Source organism: Streptomyces sp. HUAS YS2 (assembly GCF_033343995.1).
Classification (GTDB): Bacteria; Actinomycetota; Actinomycetes; order Streptomycetales; family Streptomycetaceae; genus Streptomyces; species Streptomyces solicathayae.
The window spans coordinates 2684256-2698932 of sequence record NZ_CP137573.1; the positions used below are offsets into that span (position 1 = coordinate 2684256).

A 14677-nucleotide genomic window follows, 5' to 3' on the forward strand; every position below is an offset into this window, starting at 1 on the left:
GCCGACACGTGAGGGTGCCAGTCGCCGGGAACCGGTCCCACGGCTCCCACGTCCCCGGTCCGCCGGGGAACGGGCCCACCGCCCCCGCACCCCCGGTCGCCGGGAACCGGGCCCACCGCCCCCGCGCCCCCGGACCGCCGGGGAACCGGGCCCGCGGCCCCCGCGTCGTCCCACCCGGCGACGGGAGGGAACTGCTGTGCGGTGGCGGGCGGGATGGTCGGTGTTCGGGCGGCGGTGGGGGCGACGATCGGCGACAACGGCCGTCGGGGTCGCCCTCGTGCTCGGCGGGCACGGGTTCGTGCCGCAGACGCCCGCGCGCCTCGGCAGCCTGCTGGAGACGTTCCTGCCGTGGGCCGGGCTCGCGGTGCCGTTCCTGGTGGTCGTCGCGGTGCTCGTCCGGTCCACGGCCGCACTGGCTGCGGCGCTGCTGCCGGCCGTGACGTGGGCCGTGCTGTTCGGGCCGCTGCTCCTGCCGCCGCGGGGCGAGGCAGCGCACCCCGACCTCGTCGTCGCGCAGCACAATGTGAGCGACGTGAACCCCGACCCGGCCGGGACCGCGCGGGCCCTGCGCGCGGCCGGGGCCGATCTCGTCGCGCTGGAGGAACTGACGCCCGCCGCCCTGCCCGCGTACGCGACCGGGCTCGCGGGCGCGTACCCGCATCACGCCACGTACGGGTCCGTCGGGCTGTGGTCCCGCCACCCGCTGCGGGACGTACGGCCGGTGGACATCAGGCCAGCCGGCCTCGCCGACCCCGGCTGGCGACGCGGTCTGCGGGCCACCGCGGCCACGCCGCACGGCGACGTCGCCGTGTACGTCGCCCACCTGCCGTCCGTACGGATCGGGGCGAGCGGGTTCCGGTCCGCGTGGCGCGACGACAGTGCCCGGAAGCTCGGGCGGGCCCTCGCGGACGAACCGCTGGAGCGCGTCGTCCTCGCCGGGGACCTCAACAGCACCCTTGCCGACCGCGCCCTCTCCCCCGTCACCCACCGCCTCGCCGGCCCCCACTCCGGCCCCCGCTCCGGCCTCGCCTTCAGCTGGCCGGCCTCCGCGCCCCTGGCGCGCATCGACCAGGTGCTCGTCCGCGGGGCCATGATGCCCCGCGTCCGTACGCTCCCGGCGACGGGGAGCGACCACCTGCCCGTCCTCGCGCACGTCGTGTTCTGAATCCGTGACGTTCATACAGGTGCGTCCGGCCTGACACTCCTGACAAGATGCCCCGCATGGGCGCACACACGAACGACGGATCGATCCTCTACGTCACCGACCTCGGCTACGAGGCGCGCGGGCGGCGGTACTGCGACGAGGACATCTGGCTGAGCGGGCGACTGCGGGAGACGTTCGACCTCGCGCTCTGCCACCCGCGCGACGCCGCCGCGCTCATGGGGCGGTTCGACGCCGTCGTGGTGCGCAACAGCGGGCCCGTCATCCACTACCGGGAGGCGTACGAGGCGTTCCGCGCCGCCGCACGCGACGACGGCGTCCGGATGTTCAACTCGCTGAGCGGCAAGGGGGACATGAGCGGGAAGGAGTACCTGCTCGAGCTCTTCCGGGAGGGATACCCGGTCATACCGACCGTCGCTCGCCGCGAGGACTTCGACGCGCTGCCCGAGGCCGACGAGTACGTGGTGAAGCCGTTGCTCGGCGCGGACTCGGTCGGGCTGCGGTTCGTCGGGCGGGACGAGCTCGCGGGCGTCGACCCCGCCGGGATGCTCGTGCAGCCGCGGATCCCGTTCGCGTACGAGGTGTCGTTCTACTTCGTCGGGCGGAGCTTCCAGTACGCCCTGTACGCGCCGCACCCCGAGGCGCGCTGGGTGCTGGAGCCGTACGAGCCGACGGCAGCGGATCTGGAGTTCGCGCAGCGCTTCGTGGACTGGAACGACCTCCCGTACGGCATCCAGCGCGTCGACGCCTGCCGGGCGCCGGGCGGCGAGCTGCTGTTGGTGGAGCTGGAGGACCTCAATCCGTATCTGTCGCTCGACCTGGTCGGCGAGCGGGAGCGGGAGGGATTCGTGGCGGCGATGCGTGCCTCGCTCGGGGAGCTGCTGCTCGAGCGCCGCTGAGGCGTCTTCGCAGGCCAGGGCCTGTCCGGCGGGATGGTTCGCCGGACAGGCTCCCTGGAGGCCCGCGCCTCACGCGCTGCGCTTGCGCGGGGTGGCCTTCTTCGTCGTGGCCTTCTTGGCCGTCGCCTTCTTCGCGGTCGATTTCGTCGTCGAGGTCGATTTCGTCGTCGCGGTCGACTTGGTCGCGGTCGATTTCGTCGCCGTCCTCTTCGCGGCCGAGCCCGTACGCGCCGTGGTCTTCTTCGGCTGCGTCGTCTTCTTCGCCGCCGCCCCGGCCCGGCCACCGGTCGCCGTGGACTTCTTCGCGCCGGTCTCCTTCGGCGTGCTCCGCGACGTCGCGGCCCGCTTGCGGCCGGCCAGCTCCGTGACCGACGCCGGCTCCTCGCCGCGGGCCTCCTTCGCCGCACGGACACTGCTTTCCAGGGCAGCCATCAGGTCGATGACCCGGCCGCCGCCCTCCTCCGCCGGCGCGGCCGGCACGACCGCCTCGCCGCCCTCGGCCTTCGCGGCGATCATCTCCTCGACGGCCTCGCGGTAGTCGTCGTGCAGCGAGTCGAGATCGACCTCGCCCAGCGTCGCCATCAGCGCGTCCGCCAGGTCGAGTTCGGCCTCCCGTACCGACACCGGCGCCTCCGGCGCCACGCCCTCCGGCTCGCGGACCTCGTCCGGCCAGAGCAGACCGTGCATGGCGATCACGTCGCCGACCACCCGGAGCATCCCGAGCCGCTCCCGCCCCCGCAGCGCGTACTTCGCCACCGCGACCCGGTCGCTGCGCTTCAGTGCCTCGCGCAGCAAGGTGTACGGCTTGGCGGCCGGCACGCCGTTGGCGGAGAGGTAGTACGCCGCGTCCATCTGGAGCGGGTCGATCTCGTCGGCCGCCACGAACGCGACGATCTCGATCGTCTTGGCGGTCGGCAGCGGCAGCGAGGCCAGGTCCTCGTCCGTGATCGGAATCATGGAGCCGTCGGCGTCCTCGTAGGCCTTGCCGATGTCCGCCGTCGCCACCTCCTCGCCGTCCAGCTCGCAGACCTTCTTGTAGCGGATCCGGCCGCCGTCCTCGGTGTGGATCTGCCGGAAGGAGACGGACCGGCTCTCGGTGGCGTTCACGAGCTTGATCGGGATGCTGACCAGCCCGAAGGAGATGGCGCCGTTCCATATGGATCGCACGTTTCATCCCTTTCGTACGGGATTGCCGGATTCGTGGGATTCTCATCGTATGACGCCGATCACAGAGGTGGAGGGGCGTCGACTGGCCCTGAGCAATCTGGACAAGGTCCTCCACCCCGCCACCGGCACCACCAAGGGCGAGCTGCTGCACTACTACGCGACCACGGCCGCCGCGATGCTCCCGCACCTGCGCGACCGGGCGGTCTCCTTCCTGCGCTATCCGGACGGCCCGGACGGGCAGCTCTTCTTCACCAAGAACCCGCCGCCCGGCACACCCGCCTGGGTGACGACCGCCCCCGTACCCCGCTCCGAGGACCCGCGGGCCCGGCAGCCGGTGATCCAAGACCTCGCCTCGCTCGTCTGGGCGGCGAACCTCGTCGTGGAGTTCCACACCCACCAATGGCGGATGGAGACCCCCGCCGTCGCCGACCGGCTCGTCCTCGACCTCGACCCCGGGCCGCCCGCGACGATCGTGGAGTGCTGCGGGGTGGCCCTGTGGCTGCGTGAGCGGCTGGCCGCGGACGGCCTGACCGCGTACGCCAAGACCTCCGGCGCGAAGGGGCTCCATCTGCTCGTACCGCTGGAGCCCACGCCGTCGGAGCGCGTCTCGGCGTACGCGCGGGCGCTCGCGGTCGAGGCGGAGGCGGAACTTCCGGCGCACGTCGTGCACCGGATGGCCAAGGCGCTGCGGCGCGGCAAGGTCTTCGTCGACCACAGCCAGAACGCGGCCGCCAAGACCACGGCGACCCCGTACACCCTGCGGGCGCAGCCCCGGCCGACCGTATCGGCGCCGGTTACCTGGGACGAGGTCGAGGAGACGGCGGACTTCGGGGATCCGGAGCGGCTGGTCCTTCTGATGGACGACATCGCGCCACGTCTGGAGCGGTACGGGGATCTGCTCGGGCCGCTGAACGACCCGGACGCGGCGGGGAGCCTGCCGTGAGGACCGCCGACGCGGGGAGCCTGCCCGTGAGCCCGGTGCCGAGCGGGAGCCTGCCGTGAGTCCCGCCGGGCGGCCCGGGTCCACCGGGCTCCCCGCCGGTCTCGATCCCCCGGTGCGGGTGGCGCTCGCGCGGTCGGTGGGGTCGCTGCCGCGCGGGGCGGGGCTCGCGTACGAGCCGAAGTTCGACGGTCACCGGATGGTGGTCCTCCGGTACCCCGGGGACAAGGTGCTGCTGCAGGCGCGATCCGGCCGTATCGTCACGGCCGCGTTCCCCGATCTGGCGGAGGCGGCACGGGAGTTGCCGGCCGGCACGGTGCTGGACGGCGAGGTCGTCGTGTGGCGGGAGGGACGCACCGACTTCGCCGCAGTACAGGCGCGCGCGGCGGCCACGCCCGCGCGGGCGCCCGCCCTCGCGCGCCGGCTGCCCGCCTCGTACGCCGCCTTCGACGTCCTCGCGGAGGGCGGCACGGATCTGCGGGCGAAACGGTACGAGGTACGGCGCGAACGGCTCGTCGCGCTCCTCGGACCGCTCGGGCCACCCCTCCAGCCGGTGCCGATGACGACGGACCCGGAGCTGGCCGTGACCTGGTACGAGACGCTGCCGGAGGCCGGGGTCGAGGGCCTGGTCGTGAAGCGGCTCGACTCGACGTACCGGGGCGGCGCGCGACTGTGGGAGAAGCTCCGGCACACCGACACCCGGGACGCCGTGGTCGTCGGGTACACCGGACCCGCGCAGCGGCCTTCCGCGCTGGTCCTGGTGGTGCCCGACGACGACACCCCGGCGCTCTCCAGCCCTCTCGCGCCCGCGCTGCGCATCCAGGCGGGCCGGGCGCTGGGCGTGCCGGCGGCGGGTGCGGAGGACCTCGCCGACGACGACTCGACAGTGACCGCCGTCGGCGTCGGCGAGGTCCCGTACCGGCGCGTTCCTCCCGAGCTGACCGCCGAGGTGGCCCGGGGAACCACCCGGCAGCACAACCTGATCACCGTCCTGCGCCTGCGCACCACGGAGTGACGCGCCCGCGGTGAACACCCGCGTGGCGCAAAGCGAGCGCCCCGCGGGCCCGCCGGGAACCACGGCTCGCCGTCGGGTCCTCCTTGCCGTCCGGGTGGTGCACACTTGCCCCCTAGCACAGCGCTCATGGGGAGGTGGGGGCATGTTGGCCGGGATCGATGAGGTCGACTGGGCCTCGTTGGGACACGCGTACGGCCCGGCCGACGACGTACCGGCACTGCTGCGCGGACTCGCCTCGGACGACCCCGACGCACGGGAGACCGCCCTCGACGGGCTGTACGGAGCGGTGCACCATCAGGGCGACGTGTACGACTCCACGCTCGCCTGCATCCCCTTCCTGCTCGAACTCGTCGCCGACCCGGAGGTCCAGGACCGGGGCGGCATCGTCGAGTTGCTCACCAGCATCGGCGGGATCGATCTCGACGGCGACGACGAGCTCGACGAACTCGACCTGGACGAGGACGAGTTCGAGGACGCGGCGAACTACGCGATGGCGGCGGCCGGGGTCGCCGCCGGCGCGGAGGTGTTCTTCGGCCTGGTCTTCGACCCCGACCCGGAGGTACGGCTCGCCGCGCCGTGCGCCCTCGCCTCGCTCCATCCGGAACCGGCGCGGGTGCTGACCCTGCTGCGCGAGCGGCTGACCGTCGAGAACGACACGCAGGTCCGGCTCGCGCTGGTCGAGGCGGTCGGGCGGATCGCGCTGCGGCACGAGTCGCTGCACGAGGAGACGGTGGACTGGCTGGCCTTGGTCTCCCGGGCGGCGCGCGCGCCCGGACTGCGCCTCGCGGCGCTCGCACAGCTCGCGCGCTGCGCGCCGGACCGGCTGCCGGCGGACGTGGTGGTGACGGTGACCGGACTCCTGGAGGAGGTCCGCCGCGAGGGGCGGTCGCAGACCGCCCAGGCGCCCGCCGACCGCGACCCGCTCGGCACGTGGGGCGACCCCACCGCCCCTTACGGCCTCGCGGACCCCGCCGGTCCGGCGGCCGGATTCCCCGAACACTCCGGCCGAGCCGTCCCGGAGACCTCCGGTCCGACGACCGGGCTACCGGAGCACCACCCCGATCTGGCCGATCTCGCGGACCTGTCCGCACACCCCGACCTCGCCGGGCACCCCGAGCTGTCCGGGCACCCCGACCTCGCCGGGCGCCCCGAACCGTCCGGCCACACCGACCCGACCGAGCACCCCGAACTCTCCGGGCACCCCGACCCGTCCGGGCAGCCCGCTCCCCCCGGGCCGCACGACCCCTCGGACCCTGCCCAACTCCCCAAGCACACCGAGCACACCGAGCACTCCGAACTCCCCGACCTGCCCGACCTCCAGGCGCTCGGCGACCTCACCGATGTCGACGACCTGACCGGCCTCTCCGACCTCGCCGACCTCGCCGACCTGGCCGATGGCGCCGACGGCGCCGCCCCGCACCCCACCCTCCTCGGGTACCTACGGGAGTTCGACGACGAGCGGCGGCGGGATCGGACCACCCCGTGGACCGACGAGCTGCTCCGCACCCTGCACACCGCGCTCGACGACCGGGTCGACGACCGGATCGCGCTGATCGTCGCCCAGTTGCAGAGCCCCGACTGGGGACAGCGGGCCGACGCGATCTGGATGTGCGGCGGGCTGATCCGGGTGTGGCGCGGCCGGTACGAGGAGGTCGTGCGGCTGGTCGGCGAGCAGCTCGCCGACCCCGAGCCGCGGGTGCGGGAGGCCGCCGCCTCCTGGCTGAAGGACCTGTTCGAGCTGGCCGGCCCCGCCACGGACGCCCTCGCGGCGCGGGTGGCCACCGAGGCGCGGCCCTGGATGCGGGAGCGGATCGGTCCCGACGGGGCGCTGCTCGCGCTGGCCCGGGCGGGCGACGCCCGTGCCGTACCGGTGCTGGCCCGGGCGCTGGAACGGCCCGAGCCGTGCGACGACCTGCTGTACACCGTGCCGTTGCTCGGCCCGGCCGCGGCGCCGCTCGCCCCGGTGCTGCGGCGCAGGCTGGGCCAGGTGGAACTGGACGACGCCCTGTTCGACCACGCGGGCCCGCTGCTCTTCGCGCTGACCGGCCTGCGGGCCGGGCAGGCGGTGCCGGAGGTGCTGCGGGTGCTGCGCGGTGCGCCCGCGTACCGGCGGGACTGGGTGCACGAGTCGGCGCTGCGCGCGCTGGCCGCCTTCGGGCCCGCCGCGCACGAGGCGGTGCCGGACCTGCGCCGGCTCCTGGACTGCGGCACGGCCGCGGTGGCCACCGGGGCCGCGCGCGCCCTGTGGGCGGTGACCGGCGAGACCGGGCTCGCCCTGCCGGTGCTGGAGCGCTGGCTGGGGACGGACCGCGAGACGGGCGAGCGGCGCTCGGCCGCCGCCGCGCTCGGCGCGATCGGACCGGCGGCGGCCTCGGTCGCGCCCGCGCTGCGCCGCTGCCTGAGCGCGCAGGACCTGTGGCTGCGGGTCGAGGGCGCGATGGCGCTGTGGCAGGTCTCCGGCGACACCGAGGCCGCTCTTCCGGTACTGCTCGCCGGCTGGGAGGAGAACCGTCACACCAGGGTCAGGATCGCGGAGTGCCTGGCGGAGATGGGCCCGGCGGCGGCGGGCGCGGAGCCGGTGATCCGTACGGAACTGGCCCGCCGGCGCCGTCACAACGTGGTGGCCGGCGGCTACAGCGGACACGACGTGCGGGAGGACGAGAAGCTGCTGACGCTGTGCCGGGCAGCACTGGCCCGGATGGAGCGGGACGCCTGAGGGAGAGCGTGACGACCCACGGCAGAAACGGTTCCCCGCCACCCCTCGGGTCCGCCACGCCCTGACGGCACACCGTCACACAAAAGGGACATAAGGCTTACCGGTTGCTACGTTGCGATCCATGACCGCAACGACGACGGACCGGCCCCCGCCCGGGGTACGCGTCCCGAAGCGCCGCGGCGTGGAACTCTCGCTCCTCGTCGGGGCCGTGCTGCTGTCCGTCTTCGGCTACATGGACGTCGGCCTGGCGCGGAACGGCGCCGTCCCGCCCGACGCCGCGCGCTACGGCGCGGGGCTCGGGCTGCTCGCGCTCGTCGCCCATCTCGCCGTCCGGTTCCGCGCGCCCTTCGCCGACCCGCTGCTGCTGCCGATCGCGGTCCTGCTCAACGGCCTCGGCCTGGTACTGATCTACCGGCTCGACCTGGAGACGCCCCGGGACCAGGCCGCGACCACCCAACTGGTCTGGTCGACCCTGGGCGTGGGGCTGTTCATCGCCGTCGTGGTGCTGCTGCGCGACCACCGCACGCTGCAGCGGTACGCGTACCTCTCCATGGCCGCCGCGCTCGCGCTGATGATCGTGCCGATCTTCTTCCCCGCAGTGAACGGGGCGAAGATCTGGATCCGGATCGGCGGACTGTCCTTCCAGCCCGGGGAGTTCGCCAAGATCCTGCTCGCGGTGTTCTTCGCCGCGTACCTGGCCGCGAACCGCAACGCGCTGGCGTACACCGGCCGCCGGATCTGGCGGCTCCAGCTGCCCACCGGCCGGGTGCTCGGGCCGATCGTCGCGATCTGGCTGCTGAGCGTCGGGGTGCTGATCCTGGAACGGGACCTCGGGACCTCGCTGCTCTTCTTCGGGCTCTTCGTGATCATGCTGTACGTGGCGACCGGCCGGACCGGCTGGATCGCCGTCGGTCTGCTGCTCGCCGGACTCGGGGCGTTCGCGGTCGGCTCCCTCGAACCGCACGTGCACAGCAGGGTGGAGGACTGGCTGAACCCGTACGCGTCCATCGAGGCGGGCGACGGGCCGGGGCAGCTCGCCCAGTCGCTGTTCGCCTTCGCGGCCGGCGGGATGTTCGGCACCGGGCTCGGGCTCGGCCACTCCGTCCTCATCGGCTTCGCCGCCAAGTCGGACTTCATCCTGGCGACGGCCGGGGAGGAACTCGGCCTGGCGGGACTGACCGCGCTGTTCCTGCTGTACGCGCTGCTCGTCGCGCGCGGCTACCGGGCCGGGCTCGCGCTGCGCGACCCTTTCGGCCGGCTGCTCGCGATCGGGCTCGCGTCGATCCTGGCGCTCCAGGTGTTCGTGATCGCGGGAGGGGTGACCGGGCTGATCCCGCTGACCGGCATGGCGATGCCGTTCCTGGCGCAGGGCGGTTCGTCGGTCGTCACCAACTGGGTCATCGTGGCGCTGCTGATCCGGGTCAGCGACTCGGCGCGGATGCCGCGCCCGGAGACGGTGGAGGCGGGCACGATCGCCCCGCTCGTACCGGACGCCCGATGAGCGACGGGGAGGCGGCGGAATGATCCCGTACATCCGGCGGGCGGCCGCGCTGCTGCTCGTCCTGCTCGCCGCGCTGCTGGTGAACGCGGCGCGGGTGCAGCTGTGGGAGGCTGCGGCGCTGGACGAGAACCCGGCCAACCGGCGGGTGGCGATCGCCCGTTACGAGCAGCCGCGCGGGAACATCCTGGTGGACGGCAAGCCGGTGACCGGCTCGCGGGACAGCGGCGAGCAGCTGCGCTACGAGCGCACGTACAAGCGCGGGCCGGTGTACGCGCCGGTGACCGGGTACTCGTCCCAGACGTACGGCACGACCCTGGTGGAGAACGCGGAGGACGGGATCCTGGCGGGCACGGACCCGATGCTCGCGCCGCTGCCGTTCTGGAACGACATCAGCCGGGCGCGGGAGCCGGGCGGCGACGCGGTGACGACGATCCGGGCGGCCGTGCAGGAGGCGGCGTACCGGGGGCTCGGCGGGAAGCGGGGCGCGGTCGCCGCGATCGAGCCGTCCAGCGGGCGGATCCTGGCGCTGGTGAGCAGCCCCTCGTACGACCCGGGGGTGCTGTCCGGGACGGGGAGACCGGTCAAGGAGGCGTGGGCGCGGCTGAACGGCTCGCCGAACCAGCCGATGCTGAACCGGGCGATCCGGCAGACGTATCCGCCCGGCTCCACGTTCAAGATCGTGACGGCCGCGGCGGCGCTGGACGCGGGGGTGGTGACGGACGTCGACGCGGCGACCGACACCCCCGAGCCGTACGTCCTGCCGGGGACCCGGACGGTGCTGCCGAACGCGGCGAGCGGCTGCGCGGACGCGTCGCTCGCGGACGCGATCCGCTGGTCGTGCAACACGGTGATGGCCGAGCTGGGGGTGCGGGTCGGGCTGGACGGGATGGTGGAGGCGGCGGAGCGGTTCGGCTTCGACGACCCGGGGCTGCGGATCCCGTCCGGGGTGGCCGCGTCCAACTTCGACCGGGACATGAGCGTGGACCAGCTGGCGCTGTCGTCGATCGGGCAGTTCGACACGACGGCGACACCGCTGCAGATGGCGATGGTGGCGGCGGCGGTCGCGAACAACGGGGAGATCGCCTACCCGTACCTGGTGGAGCGGACGACGGCGGGGGGCGGTCGGACGGTGGACCGGACGGGGCGGCGGAGCTACCGGCAGGCGATGCGGCCGGGGACGGCACTGCGGCTGCAGCAGATGATGACCGAGGTGGTGACGGAGGGGACCGGCACGAACGCGGCGATCCCGGGGGCGCGGGTGGGCGGCAAGACGGGCACGGCGCAGCACGGGGTGGGCAACGCGGGGACGCCGTACGCCTGGTTCATCGCCTTCGCGCAGGCGGACGGCGCACCGCAGCCGGGGGTCGCGGTCGCCGTGGTCGTCGAGGACGCGGAGGCACGCCGGACGGAGATCAGCGGGAACGGGATCGCGGCGCCGATCGCGAAGGCGGTCATGGAGGAGGCGCTGCGGGCGGAGCCGCAGCGCCCCTGACGTCGCGTCGGCGGGTCAGCCGATCGGCTTGCGCATCTCCGCGCGGACCTTGGCGGTGGTCTCGGCGATCGCGGCGAGGTCGACCTTCTCGGGGGCCATCAGCGCGGTCTCGGCGGTGACGACGGCGACGAAGGAGGCGGTGTTGTCGTCGCCCCAGGCGCACATCGGCAGGGTGGAGGTCACGCCGCCCTCGGTGGAGCGGGCGACCTGGCAGCTGATCGTGATGTCGTGGCCGGCCGGGGTGAAGTTCTTGGCGGGCACGGCGATCTTCGTGTTCGGGTCGTCGGCGGCGCCCTTGAGGATGAGCGCGCGGGTGCCCTCGGGGTCGGACAGGCGGCCGTGGAAGCCCGAGACGACGAGGACCGCGGCGTTCTTGCCCTCGTACTGGGCGATGGCGGCCTTGGCGTCCCGGACGGTGGGGTCGATGGTGTCCTCGACCTCCTTGCCCTCCGTCTTGGACGAGTCGGTGAGCAGCTTGTACTCGCCGGCGAGGAGGGTCTTGGGGACGGTGAGCTTGTACTCGGCCTCCGGGAACGACGACTCGGCCGCCGCGAACAGGGACCTGCCGAGGAAGGCGAGGCCCACGACGACGAGGACGCCGACGAGCAGGACGCCGCCGACGATCCCGAGGACCAGCCCGGTCCGGCTCTTCCTCGGCGGCTGCGGCTGGCCGAACGGGGGCTGCGGCGGGCCGTACGGCGCCGGCGGCTGTCCCCAGCCGCCCTGCGCGGGCCCGGGCCCGGGGTACTGAGGCGGAACGCCCTGCGGCGCGCCCTGCGCGGGGGCGCCGTAGGGGCCCGGCTGCTGGGGCCCGCCCGCGTACGGGTTGGGGGGCTGCTGGGGACCGGGACCGTACGGCGGCGGCTGCGGCGGCGTGCTCATGCGGGGAACCGTACGGCACCACGCCGACATCGGACCCCGTGGGGGCGCGCGCTCCGGGCGACCCGGGCGCTCACGCCCAGCTCGCCCCGGGCGACTCGCGCCGCCGCAGCCACGCCGCCGGCACCCCCTCGACCCCGGTCGCCGCACCGACGATCCCGCCGGTGATCGCGCAGGTGGTGTCGACGTCGCCGAGTCCCTCGGCGGTCGCCCAGAGCGCGGCGACGAGGTCGTCCGCGTGCCGGACCGCCGTCCAGACGGCGAACGGGACGGTGTCGTCGGCGCGGATCCGCTGCCCGTTGCCGAGCAGGTCCGCGGCGCGCCACGGCGCGGTGTCGAGGGGCACGTCGGCGGCCTTCAGGAGGCCGTCGTGGACGGCTCCGGCCGGGGTACGGGCGGCCACCTCGGCGAGGCCGAGCCCGCCACGCACGGACAGGGCGGCGGCGACCGCCACGGCGACCGCGCCCGCGATGCCCTCCGGGTGGGCGTGGGTGACCTCGGCGGACAGCCGCGCCTGCTCGACGACCAGGTCGAGATCCGCGGAGAACCAGGCCCCCAGCGGCGCGACGCGCATCGCGGCCCCGTTGCCCAGGCTGCCGCCCTCGAAGAGGGTCGGCGCGAGGGTCCGCCAGTCGCCGGGCGCGGTGAGCAGCGGCGGCAGCAGCATGTGCATGCCGTGCCCGTAGCCGCGCGCCTGGTCGGCGTCGTAAGTGAGCGCGAAGCAGGCCGCGAGCCGGTCCTGCTCGATCGTGCCGTGCTCGACGAGCACACGGAGGACGGCCAGCGCCATGGCCGTGTCGTCGGTCCAGTGCCACTCCGCCTCGGTCGGCACGACCCGGTCACGGATCTCCCGGGCGGCCCGGGCAGGTTCACGGAAGAGCGGAAACCACCGCTCCCCGAAGGCGTCCCCGAGACTGAGCCCCTGGACACTGCGACGAGCGGCTTCACGATCGGCGGTACGGGTGGCGGTCATGCGCCCATCCTGACGAAGAACCGCCGGGAGGGACACGGGGTTTCCCTCGCTCAGGCGCGGCGCCGACCCACGGCCGTGAGGTCGATGTCGATGGGGAAAGGTACGGAGACCTTGAGCCGGTCGTGGAAGATGCCGGTCGGAACGTACGAGCTGGTACCAGGCTCCAGCTCGAAGACGTAGACGACCGGCAGACCCACGTTCTCCTCGACCCGCCAGAAGTGCGGAATGTCAGCCTCCGCGTACTTGCGGGGCTTGACCTCACGGTCACGATCCTCCGAGTCGGCGGAGACGACCTCGATGGCCAGAACAACGTCCTCGGGGAGAAAGAACGTTTGGTGCGGGCCCCTGTACGCGTCCGACCGGAACACCAGAATGTCGGGCTCCGGCCTGTTACGGCCATCAAGTCGAACACTCATCTCTCGGATGACGTTCACGCTGTCCGGCGCGAGCGCCAGCAGCGCGTTCTCCAGAAGCCGCATGGTCAGCGCGTGGAACGCAGTCTGCGGACTCATCAGGACAAGGCTCCCGTCGATCAGCTCCGTGTGCGGAGGCAGGTTCGGAAGCCGGTCCAGGTCGTCCGCCGTCCAGCCGCCTTCCGGCGGGCGGGGCCACTCGAACTGGTCGTCCAGCCCGTACTCGCGTGCGGCGCTCATGATTGCTCCCATGAAGGGGGTCCCCCCTGCTCGAACGAAGCTGAGAGCTTGGGGGAGGAGTCTGCCTGGCACAGCCAGGCTACCCAGGGGGAACGACGATGCGCCCCTCTGACGAGCGAAGGGCGTTCGCGAGATTGACGGGGACATATGCCAGCCCTCGCATCACCCCTCCGCCCCCTCCGCGATCGCCCCCGTCACCTCCGCGACCCGCTCCCGCTCCTCCGTCGCGAAGCGTTCGCGGTCCAGGGCTTCGGCGATCTCCTCGTCCTGGGTCATCAGGAGGTCGAGGCTGGAGTCGCCGAGGTCGAAGACGCCCATGTCGAGGTAGGCCTTCTGGAGGCGTTCGCCCCACAGGCCGATGTCCTTCACGCAGGGCACGATGCGGCTGAACAGCAGTTTGCGGAACAGGTGCAGGAACTCGGACTGCTCCGAGTACTCCTCCGCCTCCTTCTTCGGGATGCCGAAGTTCTCCAGGACCTCGATGCCGCGCAGCCGGTCCCGCATCAGGTAGCAGCCCTCGATCACGAACTCCTCGCGTTCGCGCAGTTCCGCGTCCGTGAGCTGCTTGTAGTAGTCCCGCAGCGCCATCCGCCCGAAGGCCACGTGCCGGGCCTCGTCCTGCATCACGTACGCGAGGATCTGCTTGGGCAGCGGCTTGTCGGTGGTGTCGCGGATCATGCCGAACGCGGCGAGCGCCAGACCCTCGATCAGTACCTGCATGCCGAGGTACGGCATGTCCCAGCGGGAGTCCCGCAGGGTGTCGCCGAGCAGCGACTGCAGGTTGTCGTTGATGGGGTAGAGCATCCCGATCTTCTCGTGCAGGAACCGGCCGTAGATCTCGGCGTGCCGGGCCTCGTCCATGGTCTGGGTGGCCGAGTAGAACTTGGCGTCCAGGTCCGGCACCGACTCCACGATGCGGGCCGCGCAGATCATCGCGCCCTGCTCGCCGTGCAGGAACTGGCTGAACTGCCAGGCGGCGTAGTGCCGGCGCAGGGTGCCCTTGTCCTTCTCGGTCATCTTCGCCCAGTGGCGGGTGCCGTGGAGCGTCAGCACCTCGTCGGGGGTGCCGAGCGGGTCGTACGGGTCGACCTCGAGGTCCCAGTCGATGCGCTTCGCGCCGTCCCACTGCTTGTCCTTGCCCTTCTGGTACAGGGCGAGGAGCCGGTCACGGCCGGCTGAATTCAGATCGTATTCCCAGTTGAAGCGGGCCGAGCCGGCGGCCGGCACCTGCCAGACCTGGTCTCCCGGGGCGTTCGCGTACAGGTCGTGCGTCGACACCG

The 14677-nt window shown here is 73.2% G+C and carries 12 protein-coding genes; 7 read left to right on the forward strand and 5 right to left on the reverse strand.

All coding sequences use genetic code 11. The annotated features are described in order from the left end of the window. Nucleotides 1-196: 196 nt before the first annotated feature. Together R2D22_RS12015 and R2D22_RS12020 are read left to right on the forward strand one after the other, a co-directional pair. Nucleotides 197-1165, forward strand: a complete 969-nt coding sequence (locus tag R2D22_RS12015) for an endonuclease/exonuclease/phosphatase family protein (protein WP_411977010.1) — start codon at nt 197-199, stop codon at nt 1163-1165. Between the two features lie 56 nt (nt 1166-1221). Then, nucleotides 1222-2061 carry an ATP-grasp domain-containing protein gene (locus R2D22_RS12020; RefSeq protein WP_318103089.1) on the forward strand — a complete coding sequence of 280 codons (840 nt, stop codon included), beginning with the start codon at nt 1222-1224 and terminating at the stop codon, nt 2059-2061. Nucleotides 2062-2130: 69 nt separating this feature from the next. On the opposite strand, the gene ku is transcribed toward R2D22_RS12020, so the two are convergent. Continuing rightward, nucleotides 2131-3228, reverse strand: coding sequence for a non-homologous end joining protein Ku (gene ku / locus R2D22_RS12025; protein WP_318103090.1), 1098 nt, complete (start codon nt 3226-3228; stop codon nt 2131-2133). 49 nt (nt 3229-3277) lie between these two features. On the opposite strand from ku, the gene ligD reads away from it, so the two are divergent. The 5 genes from ligD (at nt 3278) to R2D22_RS12050 (ending at nt 10892) form a co-directional block, all read left to right on the forward strand. Continuing rightward, nucleotides 3278-4171, forward strand: coding sequence for a non-homologous end-joining DNA ligase (ligD, locus tag R2D22_RS12030; protein WP_318103091.1), 894 nt, complete (start codon nt 3278-3280; stop codon nt 4169-4171). A gap of 55 nt (nt 4172-4226) precedes the next feature. Next, entirely contained in the window at nt 4227-5183 is a 957-nt protein-coding gene (locus R2D22_RS12035) for an ATP-dependent DNA ligase (protein ID WP_318103092.1), read from the forward strand. A gap of 142 nt (nt 5184-5325) precedes the next feature. Further along, the gene (locus R2D22_RS12040) at nt 5326-7899 is read left to right on the forward strand and encodes a PBS lyase (protein WP_318103093.1); all 2574 of its coding nucleotides are present in this window, start codon (nt 5326-5328) and stop codon (nt 7897-7899) included. Between the two features lie 121 nt (nt 7900-8020). Next, entirely contained in the window at nt 8021-9400 is a 1380-nt protein-coding gene (locus R2D22_RS12045) for an FtsW/RodA/SpoVE family cell cycle protein (protein ID WP_318103094.1), read from the forward strand. A gap of 19 nt (nt 9401-9419) precedes the next feature. After that, nucleotides 9420-10892: a penicillin-binding transpeptidase domain-containing protein gene (locus tag R2D22_RS12050; RefSeq protein WP_318103095.1), complete on the forward strand. Its 1473-nt coding sequence runs from the start codon at nt 9420-9422 to the stop codon at nt 10890-10892. A gap of 15 nt (nt 10893-10907) precedes the next feature. Here R2D22_RS12050 and R2D22_RS12055 read toward each other — a convergent pair whose 3' ends face one another. The 4 genes from R2D22_RS12055 to R2D22_RS12070 all read right to left on the reverse strand — a co-directional run bounded on the left by R2D22_RS12055 (nt 10908) and on the right by R2D22_RS12070 (nt 14675). Then, the gene (locus R2D22_RS12055) at nt 10908-11774 is read right to left on the reverse strand and encodes a hypothetical protein (RefSeq protein ID WP_318103096.1); all 867 of its coding nucleotides are present in this window, start codon (nt 11772-11774) and stop codon (nt 10908-10910) included. Nucleotides 11775-11844: 70 nt separating this feature from the next. Further along, a complete protein-coding gene (locus R2D22_RS12060) occupies nt 11845-12744 on the reverse strand; it encodes an ADP-ribosylglycohydrolase family protein (protein WP_318103097.1) in 900 nt (299 codons plus the stop codon). 50 nt (nt 12745-12794) lie between these two features. After that, entirely contained in the window at nt 12795-13397 is a 603-nt protein-coding gene (locus tag R2D22_RS12065) for a Uma2 family endonuclease (RefSeq protein WP_318103098.1), read from the reverse strand. A gap of 162 nt (nt 13398-13559) precedes the next feature. Further along, the gene (locus tag R2D22_RS12070; RefSeq protein WP_318103099.1) at nt 13560-14675 is read right to left on the reverse strand and encodes a ferritin-like domain-containing protein; all 1116 of its coding nucleotides are present in this window, start codon (nt 14673-14675) and stop codon (nt 13560-13562) included. Nucleotides 14676-14677 lie beyond the last annotated feature (2 nt).